Here is a 21,767-nt window from a genome sequence, read left to right as displayed (position 1 = left end):
CGCCCTGCGCGAGATGGTGGCCGGGGGCCTGAGGTGTGGCTCTCGATTCCGCGGGGCGTCTAGCTAGGGGAGGGGCCCCACCCGGATTCCGATCCGGGTGGGGCCCCTTTCGTTTTCCGATTTGACTTATGTGGTGTTTATGTGCAGGAAAGTGTGAGATGAGGCTCATCGCCCTTCCCTAGGCCGGAGTTCGGGTTCCACCTACATTGAGTGGAACTGCCCGAAAGGCTCCTTCATGCACAAGCCCTCCGCCGCTGCCGCCGACCTCCGGGTCCGCGGGCGGCTCGCCGCCCTCGGGCGGTTCTGCTTCCGGCACCGGCGCTGGGTCCTCGGCTTCTGGGCCGTCGTCCTGGTCGTCGGTGTCGTGATCGGGGGCCGGGTCTTCGAGGGGTCGGTGGCCGGGGCCTCCTCGGCCAGTTCCGAGGCCGACCGGGGCAGTGCGGTCGCCACCGCGGCCGATCCGGCCCGGGGAGTCGTCACCGCCGTCGTCGACGGGAGGCCGGTGGACGACGGGGCGGTACGGGCGGCCGTCGCCAAGGCCACCCGGGAGATCGCCGCCCTGCCCGGCGTCGCGTCCGCGAACGACGCGTACGGGCCGGGGCCGGCCGCCGCCGCGCTGCGGTCCGCCGACGGGAACGCGAGTCTGGTGACCGTCCGGATGGCCGACACGAGCACGGCCGCCCAGGCCGACGCCGTCACCCAGCGGCTGGCCGCGCTGAACGGCACCGGCGGCGCGCACGTCACGGTGGGTGGTGACCTCGTGCTCCAGCAGGAGGTCAAGAAGCAGACCGAGCAGGACACCCGCTTCGGCGAGATCGTGACCCTGCCGCTCACCCTGGTCGTCATGGTGCTGGTCTTCGGCGGCCTCGCCGCGGCCAGCCTGCCGGTGATCGGCGCGGTCGCCTCGGTGGGCGGGGCACTGCTGGCGATGTTCGGCTTCAGCCGGATCATGGACATCGACACCAGCGTGCTGCCGATCGCCACGGTGCTCGGGCTCGGGCTCTCGATCGACTACGCGCTGCTCATGGTGAACCGTTTCCGCGAGGAACGCGGGCACGGCGCCGGCATCGCCGCCGCCGTCGAACGCACCGCCGCGACCGCCGGGCGCACCGTCGCGTTCTCCGGACTGACCGTCGCCGTCGCGCTCTCCGGCCTCTTCGTCTTCACCAGCCCGGTGCTCGGGGCCGTCGCCGCCGCCGGCGTGAGCGTGGTCGTGATCGCCGTCGCCGCGGCGCTCACCCTGATCCCCGCGCTGCTCGGCTTCGCCGGCTCGCGGATCAAGGCGCCCGCCGCGCCGGTGCCCGACGAGGGCTTCTTCAGCCGGACCGTCCGCCGGGTCCGCAAACGGGCGGTGCCCGTCGCACTCGCCTGCACCGCGCTGCTGATGGCGGCCGGGGCGCCGTTCCTGCACGCGGAGATGCGCAACTCCGGGGCGGCCGTGCTGCCCGCCTCCTCCGCCGGGCGGCAGGTCGCGGACGCGATCGACCAGCGCTTCCCGCAGGTCGCGGCCGCGCCGATCACGGTGGTGGTCGAGGGCGGGGCGCCGGTGGCGCAGGCGTACGCGGACGAGGTCGTCGCCAAGCTGCCCGGGGTGAGCGGGGTGCGGGCGGTCACGCCGGTGAGCGACTCCGTCTCGACGATCGACGTGCTCGTCCACGGGGACCCGCAGGGCGGGACGGCCAAGCAGGTCGTCGACGAGCTGCGGGCCGACCGCGGCGGGCTGAAGACCTACGTGACCGGCGGCGCCGCCTCGGTGGTCGACTTCTCGAACGAGCTGACCTCGCGCGGGCCCTGGGCGCTCGGGCTGGTCGCGCTCGGGACGCTGGTGCTGCTGTTCCTGATGACCGGCTCGGTGGTGATGCCGGTCAAGGCGCTGCTGATGAACCTGCTGTCGCTGGGCGCCTCGCTCGGCGCGCTCACGCTGATCTTCCAGGACGGGTACTTCAGCGGGCTGCTCGGGTTCAGTCCGACCGGCGGGCTGGAGACCTTCATCCCGGTGTTGGTCTTCGCGTTCGCGTTCGGGCTGTCCATGGACTACGAGGTGTTCCTGCTCGCCCGCATCAAGGAACTGCACTCGCGCGGCTACAGCTGTGCGAAGGCCGTGGAGCTGGGCGTGCAGCGCAGCGGGCGGATCATCACCTCGGCGGCGCTGCTGATGGTGATCGTCTTCGCCGGGTTCGCGCTCGGGGACATGCTCATGGTCAAGCAGATGGGCATCGCCCTGGCGGTCGCCGTCGCGGTGGACGCCACGCTGGTGCGCTGTCTGCTGGTGCCGGCCGCGATGAGCCTGTTCGGCGAGTTCAACTGGTGGGCGCCGGCGCCGCTGCGGCGGCTGCACCGGCGCTTCGGGCTGAGCGAGCACGTCGAGCTGCCGCCGATCGCACCGGCGGTGATCCCGGCGCAGCGTCCCGAGCTCGTGGGCACGGGGACGGGCTCGGCGCAGTCGGCGCAGTGACGGGCTCGGCACGGCCGGCCCGGTGACCGGATGAGGGCCGGAGGCCTGGTGACGGGCCCAGCGCCGGCGGCTCGGTGACGGGCCCAGGGTCGGCGGCTCGGTGACGGGCCCGGTACGGCCGGCCCGGTGACGGGCTCAGCGCAGTCGGCTCAGCAGGGTGACGCTCGCGCGCAGGGTCTGCCGCTCCTCGGGGGTGAGGCGGGTCTCGATGGCGGCGGCGATCTGCGCCTCGCGGCGGGCGCGCTGTTCGAGGAGGGCGTCGTGGCCGGCCCCGGTGGCGGTGACGAGCAGCTTGCGGCCGTCGGTGGGGTGCGGGCCCTGGGTGACCAGGCCGGCCTCGGTGAGCAGGGCGACGGTGCGGGCCATCGACTGGTGGCGCACCCGCTGGCGCTCGGCGAGCTCGGCGACGGTGTAGGCGCGTTCGTCGCGGACGAGGAGGCCGAGGACGGCGGCCTGGTTCTGGGGCAGCTCGTCGTTGTCGCGCAGGGAGCGGACCAGGCCGCCGAGGGCGGCGCGCAGGTCGGCGGCGAGTTCGAGGGTCTCGGGGGCCGGACTGTTCATGGCAGAAGCCTACCGGGAATCTGTGCAGCAAAACTGTGTAGGCATGCTGCGCAGTTTCGCTGTATTGTTTTTCCCATGCGAATCACCAAGTTCGGACACGCCTGCGTACGCCTGGAGCACGACGGCACCACCGTCGTCATCGACCCCGGGATGTTCACCGACCCCGCCGCCCTCGCCGGGGCCGACGCCGTCCTGATCACCCACGAGCACATGGACCACTTCGAGGAGTCCCGGCTGCGCGCCGCGCTGGAGGCCGACCCGGCCCTGCGGGTGTGGACCAACGACGCGGTGGCCGCCCAGCTCGACGGCGTGGCGCAGCGCGTGAGCGCCGTCGGCGAGGGCGACGCGTTCGAGCTCGGCGGGCTGGAGGTGTCGGTGCACGGCGAGTGGCACGCGGAGATCCACCGGGACGTCCCACTCGTGAAGAACATCGGCTTCCTGTTCGGCGGCCGCCTCTTCCACCCCGGCGACGCGCTCACCGTGCCGCCGCACGCCGTCGAGACGCTGCTGCTGCCGATCGGCGCGCCCTGGAGCAAGGCGGGCGAACTGGTCGACTACGTCCGCGAGGCCGCCCCGCGCGTGGCGGTGCCCGTGCACGACGCGGTGCTCAGCCCGATCGGGCTCGCCGTGCACTCCCGCCTGGTCGGCGAGGACGGGCCGGGCGGTGCCCGGCTGCGGGCGCTGGGCGAGGGCGAGAGCCTCGACCTCGGCTGACCGCCGGGAGGGCGGCGCCGGTAGCCTGGCGCCATGCTGAAGATCGGACTGACGGGTGGCATCGGCGCCGGCAAGAGCGAGGTGTCCCGGCTGCTCGCCGCCCACGGCGCGGTGATCGTGGACTCCGACGTGCTCGCCCGCGAGGTGGTCGCGCCCGGGACGGCCGGACTCGCCGCCGTGGTGGCCGAGTTCGGGCCCGCCGTGCTGCGGCCGGACGGTGCGCTGGACCGTCCGGCCCTCGGTGCGATCGTGTTCGCCGCCCCGGACCGGCTCCAGGCGCTGAACGCGATCGTCCACCCGCTGGTGCGGGCCCGCTCGGCCGAGCTGGAGGCCGCCGCCGCGCCGGACGCCGTCGTCGTGCACGACGTGCCGCTGCTCGCCGAGAACGGGCTCGGCCCGCTGTACGACCTGGTCGTCGTGGTCGACGCGGCGGACGACGTGCGGGTCGCGCGGCTGGTGGAGCTGCGCGGCATGACCGAGGACGAGGCCCGGGCCCGGATGGCCGCGCAGGCCACCCGCGAGGAGCGGCTCGCGATCGCGGACGTCGTGATCGACAACAGCGGTCCGCTGGAGGAGCTGCCGGCCCGCGTCGCCGAGGTGTGGGCGCGGCTGCGGCCCCGCTCCTGATCAGGTCGCGCCGGCCGGCACGTCGGCGGTGAGCGGCAGGCGGGCCCGGACGGCGAAGCCGCCCTCCGGGGTGGGGCCCGCCTCCAGGGTGCCGCCGAGGTCGTCCGCGCGGGTGCGCATGCCGTCCAGGCCGTGTCCGCCGGAGGGCAGGTGCGGGTCCTCGCCGCCGTCGCCGGGGGAGTTGACGACGGACAGGCGCAGCCCGTCCGCGCGGATCTCGACCGTGACGGCGACGGTGGCCGAGGGGGCGTGCTTGTGCACGTTGGTGAGCGCCTCCTGGACGATCCGGTAGGCGGCGTACTGGACGGCGGGGCTCGGCTCGGGCCCGCCGTCGGCCGGGCCGTCGATGCTCAGCCGTACGGACAGGCCGGCCCGGCGGGACTCCCCGACGAGTGCGGGCAGTCCGCCCAGGGACGGGCCCTCGTCGGAGGCGGGCGTCAGCACGCCCAGCAGTCCGCGCAGTTCGGTGAGGGCCTGCAGGCCGAGGGTGCGGATCAGCCCGAGGGTCTCCTTGACGACGGCCGGGTCGTTCGGCGCGGCGACCTGGCAGGCGCCGGCGTGCAGGGTGATCAGCGAGACCCGGTTGGACACGACGTCGTGCATCTCCCGGGCGAGCCTGGCCCGTTCGGCTGCGGCGGCGCGTTCCTCGGCGTGCTGCCGGGCGGCCTCCAGGAGGCGGTTGCGGTCTTCGAGCAGGTCGACGGCGCGGGCGCGCTGGTGGGCGGTGAGGCCGAGGGCGAGCGGCACGGCGCCGTACACGAGGGGGTCCTCGATGATGTTGGCGATGTTGTTCAGCGTGCTGAGGTCGCCGAGGTCGAACGGGATGAGCAGGCGGATCTCGGCGAGGACGGCGATCACGACGAGCGCCCGGGTCCGGCCGCGCCGTGCGGCGAACCCGTAGAGCGCGACGGCGAGGGGCAGCTGGCCGCTCAGCAGGGTGAGCGCGGTGACCGTCGCCGGGGCCCGCCAGCGGAAGGCCAGGGCGAGCGCGCCGATCGCCATCAGGGTGGCGTTGACCCCGCGGGAGGACGTCGGCCCGACGTCCGGGTCGCCCGCGGCGAGCGGGACCAGGATCAGCAGGGCGAGGACGGTCGGGGCGAGCGCGACGACCGGGGCGGGCAGCCGGACCGGCAGGCTCACCAGCATCGTGGAGCGGTGGGCGGCCCGCAGGCCGGGGACCGGGCGGTGCCCGGGCTGCTGGTCGGTGGGCTGGCGCATGGGGGCATGCTTCCACACCGGGGTTCCGGCCGGTCTTGGATCCCGGTCGGCCCTGGATCCCGGTCGGCCCTGGATCCGGTCGGCCCTGGATTTCAGTGAGCCCCGGAAGCGACCATGGCGGGATGACCGATCATCTTCCCTCCGGGAGCCCCGCCGCGCCGGTCGAGGTCGTGCGGCTGCCGCAGTACACCCGTGCCGACCAGGACGAGATCCTCGGGCCCGGCGACGACCCCTACGGCGTGGCGCACACCGGGCTGACGTTCCTGCCCAAGGAGATCCACTTCGGCGTCCGGTCCGCCGGGGGCCGGCTCGTCGCGCACACCGGCCTGCTGCCGCTGCCCCTCACGATCGGGAGCGCGGAGGTGCCGGCCGTCGGCGTCGGGGGCGTCGCCGTCGCCGCCGACCGGCGCGGCGGCGGCCTCGCGCGCGCCGTGGTCGGGGCCGCCCTCGACCACGCCCGCACGCTCGGCCCCGCCTACGCCCTGCTGTTCTGCCGTCCGCCGCTCGTCGGCCTCTACGAGCGGCTGGGCTTCCGGGAGGTGCCCGGCGAGGTGACGGTCGAGCAGCCCGGCGGGCTGCTCGCCGTGATGCCACTGCGCACGATGTGGGCCCCGCTGCGGGCCGGCGCCGCCTGGCCGGAGGGGGCGGTGCGGCTGCGGTCGCTGCCGATGTGACGGGCCGGCACCAGGGTGAGCGGGCCGGGCGGGCCCGTCAGGCGGAGGCGGCGCGCTCGACGGAGGCGGCCCGCTCGACCGCGGCGGCGGCCAGGGCGCGGATCATCGCGTGCGGGCGGGTGCCGTCGCCGGACAGCTCCGGCTGGAACAGCGAGGCCAGGAAGAACGGGTGGTCCGTCAGCTCCAGGATGCGCACCGAGCCCGCCTCGTCCGCGCCGCTGAACCGCAGCCCGTGCTCGCGCAGCCGGTCCAGGTAGGCGGAGTTGAGCCCGTACGCGCAGTGGTAGCGCTCCAGCGTGCGGGTGGTGCCGAGGACGCGCTCGGCGAGCGTGCCGGGCGTGACGTTCACCGCGCCCTCGTGGCCGACCAGCGAGCACGCGAGCGGCTCGATGACCTGCTCGTCCCGGTCCGGGTCCTGCTCGGCGTGGACGGCGTCGCCGATGCCGCAGACGTCGCGGGCGAACTCCAGCACCGCGTGCTGGAAGCCGGCGCAGGTGCCGAGGAACGGGATGCCGAGCTCGCGGGCGGTCCGGACGGCGGCCAGGGCGCCGTCCTCGCTGCGGTAGGGGCTGCCGGGGAGCAGCCAGATCGCGTCGAAGCCGTCGAGGGCGCCGGGTGCCCCGGCGTCCTCGGTGGGGATCCAGTAAGCGTCCAGGTCGAGCTGGTCACGGGTGGCGAGGGCGTCGAGCAGGCCGGGGATGCGGGCGTGCGAGCGGACGGCGGGGGAGCGGTCGCCGACCAGGGCGATGCGCGGGGTCTGGTAGGTCATGCGGCTATCCTGGCCCGGCACCCGAGATCACCGCCAACGATGATTTCTTACCCATCGATCAGATCGGCTGATGAGACTGTGGATCCGCAGCAGCTGCGCACCTTCGTCACCGTCGTCCGCCTCGGCTCGTTCTCCGAGGCGGCGCGCGAGCTCGGGTACACGCAGTCCGCCGTCTCGCAGCAGATCGCCGCGCTGGAGGCGGACCTCGGGGCGCCGCTGCTCGTCCGCCGCCCGGTCGGCCCGACCGAGGCGGGCGTGCGGCTGCTGGAGCACGCCGCGCCGCTGCTCGTGCGGCTGGAGGCGGCGCGCGCCGACGTCGCGCGCCTGGTCGGTGCCGCGAGTGCCCGGCTGGTGCTCGGTGCCACCCCCCTGGCGCTCGGCACCGCGGTCGGGCGTGCGCTCGGCGAGGTGCGCCGGACGTACCCGCGCGCGGAGGTGGACGTCCGGGTGCTCGCCCAGGACGCGCTGCCCGCGCTGGTCGCCACCGGGGACGTCGACCTCGCCCTCGTCGACGGGCTCGCCGCGCCCAGCGACCCGCTGCCGCTGCCCGACGTCGGCCCGCTCGGCACCGTCGCCGTCGCCGAGCAGCCGGTCGTCGTGGCGCTCCCCGCCGGGCACCCGCTGGCCGGCCGGCCCGGGGTCGCCCTCGCCGACCTGTCCGCCGCCCGCTGGCTCGACGCCCCCGACCTCACCCCGCCGCCCGCCCGGCTGCGCGCGGCCACCGGCACCGACGGCTTCCGCCCCGCCACCCGCTACCGCGGCACGGACGTGCACGCCCTGCTCGCGCTCGTGGCCACCGGCCACGGCCTGGCCCTGCTGCCGCCGTCCGCCCTGGCCGCCGCCCCCGGCGTCGTCGGGGTGCCGGTCACGCTGCCGCGCCTGGTGCACCGCACCGAACTCGTGCACGGCAGCCTCCCGGAGGGCCCGGCGGCCCTGCTGGCCCGGGAGTTGACGCACCGGCAAACTCTTACCAAGTAGTTCACGTCCTGGGGCTGACGGTGTTCGTGGTGGCGCTGCTGTCATGGGCACAGTCGCCCGGCAGTCGGCCGGGCCGGCCCAGGAGAGAGCCTCCATGATGCTTCGTCAGCGCCTGACCGTGGTCGCCGCGGCCACCGCCCTCGCCGCCGCCGGGATCGCCGCCGGCACCGGGACCGCGCAGGCCGCCTCGCACCCGTCCGCCCACAAGTCCGGTGCCCGTGCGGCCGGTTGTTCGCGCGCGCACCTGCCGCTGCCCGACCCGTCCTGCACGCCGGGCGCGTACAACCCGGCCGTCACCCAGGCGACCATCCAGAAGACGATCTGCGTCTCCGGCTGGACCGCCACCGTGCGCCCGCCGGCGAGCTACACCAACGCCCTGAAGGCGCAGCAGATCGCGCAGTACGGCTACTCGGACACCAACCCGGCCGACTACGAGGAGGACCACTTCGTCCCCCTGGAGCTCGGCGGCGCCCCGCGCGACCCGCGGAACCTGTGGCCCGAGCCGCGGTACGGCAACGAGCCGGCGCAGAGCAAGGACACCGTCGAGAACCGGCTGAAGAAGGCGGTGTGCGGCGGGCAGGTCACGCTCGACGCCGCGCGCAGAGCGATCGCCTCCGACTGGACGACCGCGCTGAGCCGCCTCGGCCTCTGACGGCCGGCGGCGCGTGGTGACGGGCCGGCCCGTCCGGTCCCCTGTGCCGGACGGGCCGACCCGTCGTGCCCCGGTATCGCGACCGGGGCGGTCTGTGCGTGCTGCTCAGCAGCCCGGAAGGGCCTCGCAGGGCGGGGCCGCACCGGTGACGCCGGCCGGGCGGGTGGTGCGCAACCGACGGCTCCTCACGTGTCCGGTGTGCCGGATCGGGGTCGGGTGCCCGGTGGCTCCCGGCCCCTGGTGGGCACGCGGCATGGCTGGTCCTTCCCCCGTACGTCCGGGGGCACGACACCGTTTCCGACCTGGGCTTGAGGGGTACTCAGACCTGCGCGGCATCGACAGCGGTCGAAACCTAGTGCTATCCGGCCATCCCTTGCAAAGTGGAAAACCGGCTGGTAGCCCGGGGTGCCGGACAGTTGCAGCCGCCCGGTGGCGAAGGTGTGCGCGCCCGCGGAAGAAGCGATGGCGGGCCGGAGGTGGGAGCCGCCCTCCGGCGGCCCCGCACGGCCGGTCGGCCCTTCTGCCGCCTGGTGAACGGCCGTTGCGGGGAGGCGGGGGCGGGGTCGGGGACGTCAAGGGTTTCCCCGGCGAGGTTCGTGTGGGGACCAGCTGCCCCTACGCCCGGGTGCCCGGGACGCCGAGCTGGGCGGCGAGCCAGGGCAGGGCCTGGACGAAGGTCGCGGCGCCGGTCTGCCAGGTGTGCTTGCCGGAACCGACGGCCGTCGTCGTGCGGATGCCGTCCTTCTTCGCCGCGTCGTTCAGCACCTTGGCCGACTCGATCTGGCCGTGCTCCTCGTCGCCCTGGCCGAAGTAGCCGGACACGCCCTGGTACTTGGGGTGGTGGGCGAGGACGGTCACCGGGTCGTGCGCGGACCACGCGGCGGCGTCACCGCCGTAGAGCTCCTGGACGGTGTGGTCCTTGTCCCCGATGTACGGGCCCTTGTCGCCCGAGAAGTCGCCGAAGTGGGTGAAGACCGTGGGGTGTTCGACGGTGAGGTCGAAGGCGCAGGTGCCGCCCATCGACCAGCCGGCCACGCCCCACTTGTGCGGGTCGGTGGCGGCGTTGAAGGTCTTCTGGACGAACGGCGGGACGTCCTTGACCAGGTGGCTCTCGGAGTTGCCGTGCGGGCCGTCCACGCACTCGGTGTCCACCCGGAAGCCGCCGGTCGCGTCGACGAAGACGAGGATCGGCGCGAAGCCGTTGTGCTTGGCGGCGAACGCGTCCGCCGTCTTCACCGCGTCGCCGGAGCGGATCCAGTTGTCCGGCGCGGAGAACTCGCCGCCGATCATCTCCAGGACCGGCAGCTTGGGCCGGCTCTGACTGCGGAACCACGCGGGCGGCAGGTAGACCAGCTCCTGGCGGTGCGCGAAGCCGCTGGCGGTGTCCGGGATGTCGACCTGGACGATGCGGCCGGTCTTCGTCTTCCCGTGCATCGAGCCGAGCTGGGCGAGCGTGATCTGGTCCGGCAGCGGGTCGCCGCTCAGCTCGCCGACCGCGTCGCCGATGGTCGGGTAGTAGCCGGTCGCCACGTTGAGGCTGTTGGCCGCCGCGAACAGCGCGAGGACGGCGGCGAGCGGCGCCAGCGCCCGCCGCCACCAGCGGGCGCCGCGCCAGCCGAACCCGAGCACGCTGAACGCCCCCACCGCCACGCCGCTCCACAGCCAGACGCCGAACGGGATCGGGTCGGTGATGCCGGACAGGGTCAGCACCCCGACCGCCGCGAGCGCGGTCAGGCCCGCCGCCGCCCCGAGGGCGATCGGACCCCACTTGACGCGCCAGGTCCGGTCCCGCCAGCCGACGGCGGTGACGAACAGGGCGACGGCGACGGCCTGTACGGTCCACGGGAACCAGCCGCCGAGCAGTGAGACGTTCATGCGGCGGAGGCTAGGACGGGGACATGAGAGGGCGCTTAAAGGCTGGTGATCGTCTGATGGTCCGCTGGGAGGTGCCTGGGAGCCCGTCGGTGCCGGGCGTCGGGCCTCAGGGCCGCCGGAACAGCGCGGTGAGCAGGAACGGGACCCCGAAGAGCGGTGAGTCCGGGGACTGCTCGGCCATCGGACGGATCTCGACCGGCTCGAAGTCCGCGAAGAGGGCGCGCAGTTCCTCGGGCGCGTAGGCGAGGCCGCCCTCCAGGCCGCCGACGCGGTACAGGTCCTCGTCGGGCCGCTCCGAGCCCATCGCGCCGGCGGCGAAGGTGCTGAGCACGAAGTGGCCGCCGGGCGCGAGGACCCGGTCGAGCAGGGCGAGGTAACCGATCCTGCGGTGCGGCGGCAGGTGGTGGAGGCAGCCGGAGTCGATGACGAGGTCGTACCGGGCGTGCGGGAGCTCGACATCGAAGATGTTCCCGCAGTGGAAGCGCGGGCCGAGCCCGGAGGCCGCCGCCCGCTCCTCGGCCCACGCGACGGCGGCGGGCGAGAGGTCGACGGCGTCGACGTCGAAGCCGAGCGAGGCCAGGTGCAGGGCGTTGCGCCCCGGACCGCAGCCGAGGTCGAGCGCCCGGCCGCCGGGGGCGACGAGGCCGCGGTCGAGGTAGGAGACGAGGTGCTCGTCCGGCTTCGGCACGAAGAACGGGCGCCCGGCGCTCCGGTCGGCGTAGAAGCCGTCCCACCAGGCGGAGGCGTCGGAGGTCCAGCGGTCGGCGGCCGGGGGGAAGAGGCGGTCGAGGAGGGCGAGGACGTCTTCGGTGGTGCGGATCGTGCGGTTCATGGGGTCGAGCCTAGGCGGCTGCGAGAGGCTTTCCCAGGGCCAACTCCCCTGCTGGGAAGGGGTGTAGCGGCTCCTGACGGTGGGCTGCGGAGTGGGGCGTCCGGGCGCACCGGCCCCGGGGTGTGCAGGTGGCGGCGCGGGCGCCAGGGGGCGGGAAGGGCCGCTTCCGGGCGGGGCTGGGAGGTGCCCGGGAACGGCCCCGGATAACGCTTTCGCGACGGTCTCGACGGGCCCGCCGCGGCCTGCCGTCAGCTCGCGAAGCGCTCGCGCAGGGCGCGCAGGCCGGCCGTGAACACGCCGTGCACCAGGGCCGTCGACGCCTCGCGGTGCTCGCGCTCGACGTCGTACGTCGCGCTCCACTCGACGAACGCCGCGTCGGACTCGGTGACCGGCACCACCCGCAGGGTCGCCCGGTAGGAGCTCAGCTCGAAGGTGCCGTCGGCGAAGCCGTACGTGTAGCTCCGGGCCCCGTCGTCATAGCCGAGCAGCGTCTCGCTCAGCTCCGTGTCGCCGAGCTCGAAGAGGCGGACGGCGCCGACGGCCGTGCCGCCCAGGTCGTTGCCGCGCCGGCTCGGAGGCAGGTCCGGGTGCCACGCGCCGAGGGCGTGGAAGTCCCCGATCAGCTCCCACACCTTGCCGGCCGGAGCCTCCACCACCGTGCTGACCGTCGTCCCCGCCATGGCCGTTCCCCTTCGTCGCCGGATCCCGTGCGTCCCCGACCATCTTGGCCTTCGGCGAGACGATATGAGGAACGGTCAGGGAAACTCGCGCGTTCGGGCGGACATGAACGAAGAACCGGTGACCCTGCGCCCGATCGCCGAGGCGGACCTTCCGGTCCTCCACGCGATGATGAACGACCCCGACGCGCTCGGCGAGTTCCAGTGGTACGGCTGGCGGGACTTCGGGCCGATCCGCCGGCAGTTCGCCGAGGACGGGCTGCTCGCGGACCACCGCTCGGTGCTCGCGGTGGAGAGCGGCGGCGCGTTCGCGGGCTTCGTCTCCTGGCGGCAGGCGAGCCCGCGGGCGGCGTCGGCGTACTGGAACATCGGCGTGCAGCTGCGCCCGGAGGCGCGCGGCCGGGGCATCGGCACGGAGGCCCAACGGCAGCTCGTGGCCTACCTGTTCGCGCACACCCCGGTGATGCGGCTGGAGGCGGACACCGAGGACACCAACCTCGCCGAGCAGCGCGCCCTGGAGAAGTGCGGCTTCACCCGGGAGGGCGTCCAACGGGCCCTGGCCTTCCGCGACGGCGCCTGGCGCGACGTCGTGCGCTACAGCATCCTGCGGACGGACCCAAGGCCCTGAGGCCCTGAGGCCCTGCGATCCTGAGGCCCTGAGGTCCTACGGCGCTACGGCCGGCTCCGGGCCGGTGCCGGGGTCGCGGGTGAGGAGGTAGCGGGCGCCGGGGCCGGAGGCGGCGGCGCGGTCGGCCGCGTTGTAGAGCGCGCAGCGGGAGAGCGAGAGGCAGCCGCACCCGATGCAGCCGGTGAGCTTGGCCTTGAGGCGCTCCAGTTCGGCGATCTGCTCGTCGATCCGGCTCTGCCAGGACGTGGCGACCGCGTCCCACTCGGTGCCGGTGGGGACGCGGTGCTCGGGGAGGCGGTCGAGGGCGACGCGGGCCTCGTCGAGGGAGAGGCCGACGCGCTGCGCGGCGCGGACGAAGGCGACGCGGCGCAGCGTGGCGCGGTTGTACCGGCGTTGGCCGCCGGCGGTGCGGGTGGCGTGGATGAGGCCGAGGCTCTCGTAGTAGCGCAGGGCGGAGGTGGCGAGGCCGCTGCGTTCGGCGAGCTGGCCGATGGTGAGGAGGTCGTGGCGGGTGGGGCCGTGGCCGGGCGCTGCGGTCATGCGGCCCACTCTATCCGTGGACTTCAAGCGGACTTCAAGCGGACTGCAAGGGGCTCCAGGGGGTTCCAGGGGGCTTCGGGTGGACCGCGGGCGGGTTCGGATCTTCGGTCTCCACCACAGGCAGCACGGCAGGACGCTAGGCGTGCGAACGGTCTTGCGGCAACTGGTTTTCCGGCCAGGCCGCGGACACCGTCGGTGATCGCTTGACTTCAAGCTGGCTTTAAGTTGCACCATCATCGTCATGACGAAGCAGATGACGCAGGCGACGCACACGACGCAGACGGCGAGCGGGACCCGGACCGGCGCCCGCTTCGAGGACCTCCCGGCCCTCATGGCGCTGATGACCGGCGACGAGAAGCACGGCCCCGCCGCCACCTCCACGCTGGACGCGCTCTGGGTGCTCTACGACCGGATCCTGCGGGTGACCCCGGGGACGGCCGAGCACCAGGACCGCGACCGCTTCCTGCTCTCCAAGGGCCACGGCCCGATGGCGTACTACGCCGTGCTCGCCGCCAAGGGGTTCATCGACCCCGAGGTGCTGCCGAGCTTCGGCGCCTACGACTCCCCGCTCGGCCACCACCCCGACCGGATGCTGGTCCCGGGCGTCGAGATCGCCTCCGGATCGCTCGGCCACGGCCTGCCGCTGGCCGTCGGCACGGCGCTCGGGCTGCGCGCCCAGGGCCTGGCCGATCCGGCGGTGTGGGTGCTGCTCGGGGACGCGGAGTTCGACGAGGGCTCCAACCACGAGGCGGTGGCCTTCGCCGGCGCCTACGGGCTGGACCGGCTGCACGCCGTGGTCATCGACAACTCCTCGGCCACGCACGGCTGGCAGGGCGGCATCGCGGCCCGGTTCGCGGCCGAGGGCTGGTCGGCGCAGACCGTCGACGGCCGCGACCACGAGGCGCTGCACGCGGCCTACACCGCCGCCCACCCGGGCCGCCCGCGGGTCGTGGTGGCCCGCGTCGAGCCCAAGGACTCCTGAGCACTACCGAGCACTACCGAGCACCGCCGGGCACTCCCGGCCGAGCACCACCGCCGTCACGCACAACCCGCCGATACACAAGGGGACTTCACCGATGGAAACCATGCGCGAGCGCTTCTTCGACGTCACGACCGACCTCCTCGACCAGGACCCGCGCGTCGCCCTCGTCCTCGCCGACATCAGCGCGGCCTCCTTCGCCCCGGCGGCCGGGCGCCACCCCGACCGTGTGATCAACGTCGGCATCCGCGAACAGCTGCTGATCGGCGCGGCCGGCGGCCTGGCGCTGACCGGGATGCGCCCGATCGCCCACACATTCGCCAGCTTCCTCGTCGAGCGGCCCTTCGAGCAGGTCAAGCTGGACCTGGTCCACCAGGGCGTCGGCGCGGTCCTGGTGAGCGCGGCCGGCTCGTACGACTGGCCGGCCGGCGGCCGCACCCACATGTCGCCCGGTGACGTCGCGCTGCTGGACACCCTGCCGGACTGGACCGTCCACGTGCCGGGCCACCCGGACGAGGCCGAGACGCTGCTGCGCCACGCCGTCGCGGACGGCGACCGCAACGTGTACGTCCGCCTGTCCGCGCACCAGAACGAGGCGCCGGTGGCCGTCGAGCCGGGCCGGTTCACCGCCGTGCGCGAGGGCTCGGGCGGGGTGGTCGTCGCCGTCGGCCCGATGCTGGACGCGGTGCTGGCGGCGACCGAGGGCCTGGACGTGACCGTGCTGTACGCCGCCACCGTGCGCCCGTTCGACGCGGCCGGGCTGCGCGCGGCCCTGGGCGACCGGCCGGACGTCGTGCTGGTCGAGCCGTACCTGGCCGGGACGTCGGCGAACGAGGCGCACGCGGCGCTGGCCGACCGCCCGCACCGGGTGCTGGGTCTCGGCGTGCCGCGCGAGGAGCACCGGCACTACGGCTCGATCCCCGAGCACCTGGCGGCCTACGGCCTGGACGCGGCCTCGCTGCGGGAGCGGATCGCCACCTTCCTGTGGTAGCCGCGGCCGGTCACAGCAGGACGACGGCCACCGCGTCCGCCCCCAGCCGCACCGTCGGACCGTCCAGTGCGGCCGGCCCGAACGCGGCCACCACCTCCCGCCCTTCGCCGCCCAGCGGCAGCGCGGCCTCGCCGGAGCCGAGGTTGACCGCCACCCGGTACGGCCCCCGGTGGACGACGAACCACCGTGCGGTCTCGTCGAATTCGACCCGCACCGCGCCCAGGTCCGGATCGGACAGCTCGGGCCGCTCCCGTCGCAGCCGGATCAACCGCCGGTGCCAGTCGAGCAGTTCGGCGTGCGGCCGGCGCCGCGGCTCGGTCCAGTCGAGCACCGAGCGCAGCACGGTGGCCGGCTCCTGCGGGTCCGGGACGGCCTCCGCGCGCCAGCCGTGCTCGGCGAACTCCCGGCGCCGGCCGCGCCGGACGGCCTCGGCGAGGTCGGGGTCGGTGTGGTCGGTGAAGTACTGCCAGGGCGTGGCGGCGCCCCACTCCTCGCCCATGAACAGCATCGGCGTGAACGGCGAGGTGAGCACCAGCGCGGCGCCGGCGGCGAGCCGCCCGGGGGTGAGCGTGGTGGAGATCCGGTCGCCGAGCGCCCGGTTGCCGATCTGGTCGTGGGTCTGCAGGTAGCCGAGCAGCCGGTGCCCGGCGCCGGCCGGCGCGAACGGGCGCCCGTGGCGGCGCCCGCGGAAGGCGGACCAGGTGCCGTCGTGGAAGAACCCGCGGGTGAGCGTCCTCGCGACGGCGGCGAGCGGCGCCCGCGCGAAGTCGCCGTAGTATCCCTGGGATTCGCCGGTCAGGGCGGCGTGCAGGGCGTGGTGGAAGTCGTCGCTCCACTGGGCGTCGAGACCCTGGCCGCCGGCCTCGCGCGGTGTGGTGGTGCGCGGGGTGTTGAGGTCGGACTCGGCGATCAGGAACAGCGGGCGGTTGGTGGCCGCCGCCAACTTCTCCACCTCGCCGGACAGTTCCTCCAGGAAGTGCACCGCCCGGTCGTCCGCGAGGGCGTGCACGGCGTCCAGGCGCAGCCCGTCGATGCGGTAGTCGCGCAGCCAGGAGAGCGCGCTGCCGATGAGGTACGTCCGCACGTCGTCGGAGCCGGGGCCGTCCAGATTGATCGCGGAGCCCCACGGGGTGTGGTGCCGGTCGGTGAAGTACGGGCCGAACGCCGGAAGGTGGTTGCCGGACGGGCCGAGGTGGTTGTGGACGACGTCGAGGATCACCCCGAGGCCCGCGCGGTGCGCCGCGTCGACGAAGCGCTTCAGGCCCTCGGGCCCGCCGTAGGGCTCGTGGACGGCCCACAGGGAGACGCCGTCGTAGCCCCAGCCGTGCTTGCCGGGGAACGGGCAGACGGGCATCAGCTCGACGAAGTCGACGCCCAGGCCGACGAGGTGGTCGAGGTGTTCGGCGGCGCCGTCGAAGGTGCCGCGGGCGGTGAAGGTGCCGACGTGCAGCTCGTAGACCACCGCCCCGGGCAGCGGGCGGCCGCGCCAGCCGGTGTGCGACCAGCGGAACGCGGCGTGGTCGACGGCCCGGCTCGGGCCGTCCGGGCCGTGCGGCTGCCGGGCCGAGCGCGGGTCGGGCAGGGGGCGGCCGCCGTCGAGGCGGAACGCGTAGTCGCCCTCCGGCGCCTCGCCGCCCCACCAGCCGTCCCGGTCCGGGCGACGGTCCAACGGGTGGGGGACGCCGTCGACTTCGACCTCGACCCGGTGGGCGGCGAACGGCGCCCACACCTCGTACGGCCTCACGCCGGGCTCCTCCTCGTCAGCAGCGCCACGGGGTACGTCGCCAGCAGGTCGGCGGCCGGCACCGGTCCCGCCGGGTGCGTGCGGTGGGTCAGTTCGTCCGTCCACGGTCCGCCCGCGGGCAGGTCGAGGAAGGTGTCCCGCCAGCCGCCGGCGCGCTCCAGGCCGTACGGGAGGCGGGTGACGGCGGTGACGACGTCGTCGCCGCGGGCGAAGGCCAGCAGGTGGTCGGAGGCGAGGTCGGTGGCGGGCAGCGGCCGGTAGGGGCCGAGCGGGCGGGAGCGCCGCAGGTGCAGGGCGGTCGCGGTGAGGTGGAGCTTCTCGCGGGCGAGGTCGCCGGGGCGCGGGGTGGCGGCGTCGGTGAGCCGGACGGCGAGGGCGCCGAGGTCGACGACGCCCCGGTTGTCGGGGTCGACGAGGGTGTACAGCGGTTCCTCGCTGCCCTGGTAGAGGTCGGGGACGCCGGGCACGGTGAGGTGCAGCAGCGCGGCGGAGAGCGTGTTGGAGCGGGCGTACGGCGCGAGCGCGTGCACCCGGCCCTCGATGCGCGGGAGCAGCCCGGGGTCGTCGTACACGGCGCGGGCGCGCTCCTCCAGGGCGCGTTCGAAGGGGGCGTCGGGGGCCGTCCACGAGGTGTGCAGCTTGGCCTCGCGGGCGGCCTTGAGGAGGGCGGCGACGAGGCGGTCCGGGCCGATCGGCCAGGCGGCGACGAGGGTGTGCCACAGCAGCCAGTCGCCGTCGCGGTCGCCGCCGGGCCCGGCCGCGGCGGACCACGCGGCGGCCTCGGCGGCCCACGCCCCGGGCTGCTCGGCGAGGACGGCGAGGCGGGCGCGGGCGTCGGCGCTGCGCTTGGTGTCGTGGGTGGAGAGCGCGGTCATGCTGAGCGGCCAGGCGCCTTCCAGGTACCGGCACCAGTCGTGGAAGCCGGCGGGCTCCAGTCCGGGGCGGGCGGGTTCGCCGCCGACCTCGTTGAGGCCGGGCAGAGCGTTCCACCGGTAGAAGGCGGTGTCCTCGACGCCCTTGGCGGCGACGGCGGCGGCGGTCTGGGCGAAGCGGGCGCAGAACTCGTCCTTCTCGGGCCCGCGCCCGAGCTCGCCGAGGGCGAGGGCGGCGACGAGGGAGTCGGTGGGGTCCGCCGTGCCGTCGAGCAGCGCGCGCAGGTACCCGTCGTCGCCGGCCTCGCCGGGCCGCACGTACGGCCGGTAGACCGGGTAGCCGGTGAGGAGCCGCTCCAGCGAGGCGCGCAGCTGCCAGGGCGCGTGGTCGGCGTGCTCGGGCTCGGCGGCCCCGACCCGCACCGCGAGCCGGACCAGCCGGTCGACCTCGGCCGCGAGCTCGCCGCGCGGTGCGGTCATCTCGGCCCGGCCGCGCAGGGCCGCGGCGACCGCCGGGTGGGGGTCCGGGCGGAGCTCGGCGGGGGCGGCGGTCCCGTGCAGGAACGCCTCGTAGGCCGCGGCCAGCCGGCCCGCGCCGACCCGGTCGGTGAGCACCCCGTCGATGCGGCGCAGCGCGTCGTACCCGGTGGTGCCGGCGCACGGCCAGTCGGCGGGCAGCCGCTCGTCCCCGGTGAGGATCTTCTCGACGACGGTGTAGGCGCCGCCGGTGGCCGCGGCGAGGCGGGCCAGGTAGCCGCGCGGGTCGGCGAGCCCGTCGGGGTGGTCGATCCGGAAGCCGTCGAGGACGCCGTCGGCGTGCAGCCGCAGCAGCACGGCGTGGGTGGCGTCGAAGACCTCGGGCTCCTCGACCCGCACGGCGATCAGCTCGTTGACGGTGAAGAAGCGCCGGTAGTTGAGCTCGGTGCGGGCCAGGCGCCACCAGGCGAGGCGGTACCACTGGCGGGCGAGGAGCTCGCCGAGCGGCAGGTGCCCGGTGCCGGGGCGCAGCGGCAGGACGTGGTCGTGGTAGCGCAGCACGTCGCCGTCGACGGTGATCCGGCCGAGTTCGTCGCCGAGCCGCCCGCCGAGCAGCGGCAGCAGCACCCGGCCGCGTCCGGGGGCGTCGGCGGGGCCGGGCTGGGCGGCCCAGTCGATGTCGAACCAGCGCGCGTACGGGGAGTCGGGCCCGTCGCGCAGGACCTCCCACAGCTGTCGGTTGAGCCGTTCGGGGACGGGCACGGCCATGTGGTTGGGCACGACGTCGGCGAGCAGCCGCAGGCCGTGCCGGTGCGCGGCGGCGGCCAGCTCGCGCAGGGCGGGCTCGCCGCCGAGCTGTTCGCTGACGCGGCCGTGGTCGACGGTGTCGTAGCCGTGGGTGGAGCCGGGGGCGGCCTCCAGCAGCGGGGACAGGTGGAGGTGGGAGACGCCGAGGGCGGCGAGGTAGGGGACGGCGGCGGTGGCGTCGCGGAGGGTGAAGCCGGGCTGGAGCTGGAGTCGGTAGCCGGCGGTCGGCGTCCAGGACGGGGGGACACTGGCGGCCGGGCGGGTCCGTGCGGGCTCGGCGGCGGAGGTCATAGCTCCATGAGTACCCGGGGGAGCCCGCCGCCAAGACCCGCTGCTGATCCGAACAGGTGACCGTCCGCGGGTTCACGCCGGGCGCTGGAGCACCATCAGCGACCGGTCGGTGAGCCAGAGCGTGTCGCCGGCCTTGACCCGGGCGCCGGTGCCGGGGGCGGGCAGCCGGGGCTGCGCGGTGTCCACCACGACCTGCCACTCCTGGCCGTGGTCGGCGGGGACGGTGAACTCCAGCGGCTCGAAGTGCGCGTTGAACATGAGGAGGAAGGAGTCGTCGACGATCCGCCCGCCGCGCCGGTCGGGCTCGGAGATCGCGTAGCCGTTGAGGAAGACGGTGAGCGACTTGGCGTAGCTGGCGCCCCAGTTGCGCTTGGTCATCTCCTCCCCGCTCGGGGTGAACCAGGCGATGTCGGTGAGGTCGTCGTAGCCGCCCGCCTCCGCCGCCGCGCGGCCGGCGGCCGGCTGCCCGGAGACCACCCGCCCGGAGACCGGCCGCCCGTGGAAGAAGCGGCGGCGGCGGAACACCGGGTGGTCGCGGCGCAGCCAGATCATCCCCTGGGTGAACTCCAGCAGCCGCGCCTGCGGCCCGTCCTCCTCGGGCCAGTGCACCCAGGTGAGCTCGTTGTCCTGGCAGTAGGCGTTGTTGTTGCCGTGCTGGGTGCGGCCGAGCTCGTCGCCGTGGGAGAGCATCGGCACGCCCTGGGAGAGCATCAGGGTGGCGATGAGGTTGCGCTGCTGGCGCGCTCTCAGCTCCTCGACGGCCGGGTCGTTGCTCGGGCCCTCGACGCCGCAGTTCCAGGAACGGTTGAAGGACTCGCCGTCCCGGTTGTCCTCGCCGTTGGCCGCGTTGTGCTTCTCGTTGAAGGAGACGAGGTCGCGCAGGGTGAAACCGTCGTGGCAGGTCACGAAGTTGATGGAGGCGATGGGCCGGCGGCCGTCGTCCTGGTAGAGGTCGGAGGAGCCGGTGAGCCGGGAGCCGAACTCGGCGAGCGCGGCGGTCTCGCCGCGCCACAGGTCGCGCACGGTGTCCCGGTACATGCCGTTCCACTCCGTCCACAGCGGCGGGAAGTTGCCGACCTGGTAGCCGCCCTCGCCGAGGTCCCAGGGCTCGGCGATCAGCTTGGCCTGGGAGACGACCGGGTCCTGCTGGACGAGGTCGAAGAAGGAGGAGAGCCGGTCGACCTCGTGGAACTGCCGGGCCAGGGTGGCGGCCAGGTCGAAGCGGAAGCCGTCGACGTGCATCTCGGTGACCCAGTAGCGCAGCGAGTCCATGATCAGCTGGAGCACGTGCGGGCTGCGCATCAGCAGGCTGTTGCCGGTGCCGGTGGTGTCCTCGTAGAACCGCTGGTCCTGGGCGAGCCGGTAGTAGGAGACGTTGTCCAGGCCGCGCAGGGAGAGCGTCGGCCCGAGGTGGTTGCCCTCGGCGGTGTGGTTGTAGACGACGTCCAGGATCACCTCGATCCCGGCCGCGTGCAGCGCCTTGACCATCGACTTGAACTCCTGCACCTGCTGGCCGCGGTCGCCGTCGGAGGAGTAGGAGGAGTGCGGGGCGAAGAAGCCGATCGTGTTGTAGCCCCAGTAGTTGGCGAGGCCGAGGTCGCGCAGCCGGTGGTCGCGGACGAACTGGTGCACCGGCATCAGCTCGATCGCGGTGACGCCGAGCTTGGCGAGGTGCTCGATCACCGCCGGGTGGGCGAGGCCCGCGTAGGTGCCGCGGATCTCCTCGGGGATGCCGGGGTGCAGCCGGGTGAGGCCCTTGACGTGCGCCTCGTAGATGACGGTCCGGTGGTAGTCGGTGCGCGGCGGGTGGTCGGTGCCCCAGTCGAAGTAGGGGTTGATGACCACCGAGTGCATCGTGTGCGGGGCGGAGTCGAGGTCGTTGCGGCGCTCGGGGGCGCCGAAGTGGTAGCCGTAGACGGACTCGTCCCAGTCGACGTTCCCGCTCATCGCCTTGGCGTACGGGTCCAGGAGCAGCTTGGCGCTGTTGTGCCGCTGGCCGAGCCCCGGGTTGTACGGCCCGTGGACGCGGAAGCCGTAGCGCTGGCCGGGCTGGACGCCCGGGAGGTAGGCGTGGCGCACGAAGGCGTCCGTCTCGCGCAGCTCGACGGCGCTCTCCGAGCCGTCCCCGTCGATCAGGCACAGCTCGATCCGGTCGGCGCTCTCGGAGAACACCGCGAAGTTGGTACCGGCCCCGTCGTAGGTGGCGCCGAGGGGGTAGGGCTTGCCGGGCCAGACCTGCATGAGTCCTCAACTTCCTTGCCAAAAAAGAAAACTGACGTCCAGTCCAAGAATCAGCGGCTGTCTTCCCGGCCGTGCGGCCGGGCATGTGCGGCGTTCGCGCGCCGTGACGCACGGCACAGTCCGCATACTCCACGACCCTTCCCCCGGTCGCCGGGACCCGTGCCC

General features: G+C 74.4%; 19 protein-coding genes. 9 read left to right on the top strand and 10 right to left on the bottom strand.

Annotated elements, in window-relative coordinates:
* The first annotated feature begins 235 nt into the window (after positions 1-235).
* Positions 236-2,455 (top strand): MMPL family transporter, encoded by a 2,220-nt coding sequence (locus ACFXDE_RS10255; RefSeq protein WP_380492762.1) that lies wholly within the window; start codon positions 236-238, stop codon positions 2,453-2,455.
* Between the two features lie 135 nt (positions 2,456-2,590).
* Here the strand turns inward: ACFXDE_RS10255 and ACFXDE_RS10250 are convergent, their stop codons facing one another.
* The gene (locus tag ACFXDE_RS10250) at positions 2,591-3,016 is read right to left on the bottom strand and encodes a MarR family winged helix-turn-helix transcriptional regulator (RefSeq protein ID WP_380492760.1); all 426 of its coding nucleotides are present in this window, start codon (positions 3,014-3,016) and stop codon (positions 2,591-2,593) included.
* Between the two features lie 75 nt (positions 3,017-3,091).
* Here ACFXDE_RS10250 and ACFXDE_RS10245 point away from each other — a divergent pair, with 75 nt between their 5' ends.
* Both ACFXDE_RS10245 and coaE read left to right on the top strand, forming a co-directional pair.
* Positions 3,092-3,730: an MBL fold metallo-hydrolase gene (locus tag ACFXDE_RS10245; protein ID WP_380441017.1), complete on the top strand. Its 639-nt coding sequence runs from the start codon at positions 3,092-3,094 to the stop codon at positions 3,728-3,730.
* A gap of 33 nt (positions 3,731-3,763) precedes the next feature.
* The gene (gene coaE / locus ACFXDE_RS10240; protein WP_380492758.1) at positions 3,764-4,357 is read left to right on the top strand and encodes a dephospho-CoA kinase; all 594 of its coding nucleotides are present in this window, start codon (positions 3,764-3,766) and stop codon (positions 4,355-4,357) included.
* Here coaE and ACFXDE_RS10235 read toward each other — a convergent pair whose 3' ends face one another.
* Positions 4,358-5,575, bottom strand: coding sequence for a sensor histidine kinase (locus tag ACFXDE_RS10235; RefSeq protein ID WP_380492756.1), 1,218 nt, complete (start codon positions 5,573-5,575; stop codon positions 4,358-4,360).
* Positions 5,576-5,697: 122 nt separating this feature from the next.
* On the opposite strand from ACFXDE_RS10235, the gene ACFXDE_RS10230 reads away from it, so the two are divergent.
* The gene (locus tag ACFXDE_RS10230; protein ID WP_380441011.1) at positions 5,698-6,249 is read left to right on the top strand and encodes a GNAT family N-acetyltransferase; all 552 of its coding nucleotides are present in this window, start codon (positions 5,698-5,700) and stop codon (positions 6,247-6,249) included.
* Positions 6,250-6,286: 37 nt separating this feature from the next.
* On the opposite strand, the gene ACFXDE_RS10225 is transcribed toward ACFXDE_RS10230, so the two are convergent.
* Positions 6,287-7,018, bottom strand: a complete 732-nt coding sequence (locus ACFXDE_RS10225; protein ID WP_380492754.1) for a hypothetical protein — start codon at positions 7,016-7,018, stop codon at positions 6,287-6,289.
* Between the two features lie 78 nt (positions 7,019-7,096).
* Here ACFXDE_RS10225 and ACFXDE_RS10220 point away from each other — a divergent pair, with 78 nt between their 5' ends.
* Complete coding sequence (locus ACFXDE_RS10220) at positions 7,097-7,996, top strand: LysR family transcriptional regulator (protein ID WP_380492752.1); 900 nt, start codon at positions 7,097-7,099, stop codon at positions 7,994-7,996.
* A gap of 94 nt (positions 7,997-8,090) precedes the next feature.
* Positions 8,091-8,648 (top strand): hypothetical protein, encoded by a 558-nt coding sequence (locus ACFXDE_RS10215; protein WP_380492750.1) that lies wholly within the window; start codon positions 8,091-8,093, stop codon positions 8,646-8,648.
* 615 nt (positions 8,649-9,263) lie between these two features.
* Here the strand turns inward: ACFXDE_RS10215 and ACFXDE_RS10210 are convergent.
* The 3 genes from ACFXDE_RS10210 to ACFXDE_RS10200 all read right to left on the bottom strand — a co-directional run bounded on the left by ACFXDE_RS10210 (position 9,264) and on the right by ACFXDE_RS10200 (position 12,035).
* A complete protein-coding gene (locus ACFXDE_RS10210; RefSeq protein ID WP_380441000.1) occupies positions 9,264-10,523 on the bottom strand; it encodes an alpha/beta hydrolase in 1,260 nt (419 codons plus the stop codon).
* Positions 10,524-10,629: 106 nt separating this feature from the next.
* The gene (locus ACFXDE_RS10205) at positions 10,630-11,355 is read right to left on the bottom strand and encodes a class I SAM-dependent methyltransferase (protein ID WP_380492748.1); all 726 of its coding nucleotides are present in this window, start codon (positions 11,353-11,355) and stop codon (positions 10,630-10,632) included.
* 248 nt (positions 11,356-11,603) lie between these two features.
* Entirely contained in the window at positions 11,604-12,035 is a 432-nt protein-coding gene (locus ACFXDE_RS10200) for an SRPBCC family protein (protein ID WP_380492746.1), read from the bottom strand.
* A gap of 103 nt (positions 12,036-12,138) precedes the next feature.
* Between ACFXDE_RS10200 and ACFXDE_RS10195 the strand changes: the two genes are divergently transcribed.
* Positions 12,139-12,660 carry a GNAT family N-acetyltransferase gene (locus ACFXDE_RS10195; RefSeq protein WP_380492744.1) on the top strand — a complete coding sequence of 174 codons (522 nt, stop codon included), beginning with the start codon at positions 12,139-12,141 and terminating at the stop codon, positions 12,658-12,660.
* 36 nt (positions 12,661-12,696) lie between these two features.
* Here the strand turns inward: ACFXDE_RS10195 and soxR are convergent, their stop codons facing one another.
* Positions 12,697-13,200, bottom strand: coding sequence for a redox-sensitive transcriptional activator SoxR (soxR, locus tag ACFXDE_RS10190; protein WP_380492742.1), 504 nt, complete (start codon positions 13,198-13,200; stop codon positions 12,697-12,699).
* A 253-nt stretch (positions 13,201-13,453) separates the two neighbouring features.
* On the opposite strand from soxR, the gene ACFXDE_RS10185 reads away from it, so the two are divergent.
* Together ACFXDE_RS10185 and ACFXDE_RS10180 are read left to right on the top strand one after the other, a co-directional pair.
* A complete protein-coding gene (locus ACFXDE_RS10185) occupies positions 13,454-14,182 on the top strand; it encodes a transketolase (protein ID WP_380492877.1) in 729 nt (242 codons plus the stop codon).
* A 94-nt stretch (positions 14,183-14,276) separates the two neighbouring features.
* Positions 14,277-15,170, top strand: a complete 894-nt coding sequence (locus ACFXDE_RS10180; protein WP_380440989.1) for a transketolase family protein — start codon at positions 14,277-14,279, stop codon at positions 15,168-15,170.
* Between the two features lie 10 nt (positions 15,171-15,180).
* Here the strand turns inward: ACFXDE_RS10180 and treZ are convergent, their stop codons facing one another.
* From treZ to glgX, 3 genes are all read right to left on the bottom strand, one after another.
* Positions 15,181-16,914, bottom strand: coding sequence for a malto-oligosyltrehalose trehalohydrolase (treZ, locus tag ACFXDE_RS10175; protein ID WP_380492740.1), 1,734 nt, complete (start codon positions 16,912-16,914; stop codon positions 15,181-15,183).
* A complete protein-coding gene (gene treY / locus ACFXDE_RS10170) occupies positions 16,911-19,361 on the bottom strand; it encodes a malto-oligosyltrehalose synthase (RefSeq protein ID WP_380492738.1) in 2,451 nt (816 codons plus the stop codon). Before treY ends, treZ begins: the two co-directional genes overlap by 4 nt.
* Before the next feature lie 72 nt (positions 19,362-19,433).
* A complete protein-coding gene (glgX, locus tag ACFXDE_RS10165; RefSeq protein WP_380492736.1) occupies positions 19,434-21,602 on the bottom strand; it encodes a glycogen debranching protein GlgX in 2,169 nt (722 codons plus the stop codon).
* Positions 21,603-21,767: the final 165 nt, after the last annotated feature.

The organism is Kitasatospora sp. NPDC059408, assembly GCF_042751525.1.
In the GTDB taxonomy this organism is placed as follows: Bacteria; Actinomycetota; Actinomycetes; order Streptomycetales; family Streptomycetaceae; genus Kitasatospora.
Note: the sequence above shows the minus strand (reverse complement) of the source record. Positions and strands in the feature narration are given on the sequence as shown.

Bases quoted from the DNA above. Each gene is read 5' to 3' on its own strand.
- ACFXDE_RS10255 (WP_380492762.1), top strand. From the start codon at position 236: ATGCACAAGCCCTCCGCCGCTGCCGCCGACCTCCGGGTCCGCGGGCGG.
- ACFXDE_RS10250 (WP_380492760.1), bottom strand. From the start codon at position 3,016: ATGAACAGTCCGGCCCCCGAGACCCTCGAACTCGCCGCCGACCTGCGC.
- ACFXDE_RS10245 (WP_380441017.1), top strand. From the start codon at position 3,092: ATGCGAATCACCAAGTTCGGACACGCCTGCGTACGCCTGGAGCACGAC.
- coaE (WP_380492758.1), top strand. From the start codon at position 3,764: ATGCTGAAGATCGGACTGACGGGTGGCATCGGCGCCGGCAAGAGCGAG.
- ACFXDE_RS10235 (WP_380492756.1), bottom strand. From the start codon at position 5,575: ATGCGCCAGCCCACCGACCAGCAGCCCGGGCACCGCCCGGTCCCCGGC.
- ACFXDE_RS10230 (WP_380441011.1), top strand. From the start codon at position 5,698: ATGACCGATCATCTTCCCTCCGGGAGCCCCGCCGCGCCGGTCGAGGTC.
- ACFXDE_RS10225 (WP_380492754.1), bottom strand. From the start codon at position 7,018: ATGACCTACCAGACCCCGCGCATCGCCCTGGTCGGCGACCGCTCCCCC.
- ACFXDE_RS10215 (WP_380492750.1), top strand. From the start codon at position 8,091: ATGATGCTTCGTCAGCGCCTGACCGTGGTCGCCGCGGCCACCGCCCTC.
- ACFXDE_RS10210 (WP_380441000.1), bottom strand. From the start codon at position 10,523: ATGAACGTCTCACTGCTCGGCGGCTGGTTCCCGTGGACCGTACAGGCC.
- ACFXDE_RS10205 (WP_380492748.1), bottom strand. From the start codon at position 11,355: ATGAACCGCACGATCCGCACCACCGAAGACGTCCTCGCCCTCCTCGAC.
- ACFXDE_RS10200 (WP_380492746.1), bottom strand. From the start codon at position 12,035: ATGGCGGGGACGACGGTCAGCACGGTGGTGGAGGCTCCGGCCGGCAAG.
- ACFXDE_RS10195 (WP_380492744.1), top strand. From the start codon at position 12,139: ATGAACGAAGAACCGGTGACCCTGCGCCCGATCGCCGAGGCGGACCTT.
- soxR (WP_380492742.1), bottom strand. From the start codon at position 13,200: ATGACCGCAGCGCCCGGCCACGGCCCCACCCGCCACGACCTCCTCACC.
- ACFXDE_RS10185 (WP_380492877.1), top strand. From the start codon at position 13,454: ATGACGCAGGCGACGCACACGACGCAGACGGCGAGCGGGACCCGGACC.
- ACFXDE_RS10180 (WP_380440989.1), top strand. From the start codon at position 14,277: ATGGAAACCATGCGCGAGCGCTTCTTCGACGTCACGACCGACCTCCTC.
- treY (WP_380492738.1), bottom strand. From the start codon at position 19,361: ATGACCTCCGCCGCCGAGCCCGCACGGACCCGCCCGGCCGCCAGTGTC.
- glgX (WP_380492736.1), bottom strand. From the start codon at position 21,602: ATGCAGGTCTGGCCCGGCAAGCCCTACCCCCTCGGCGCCACCTACGAC.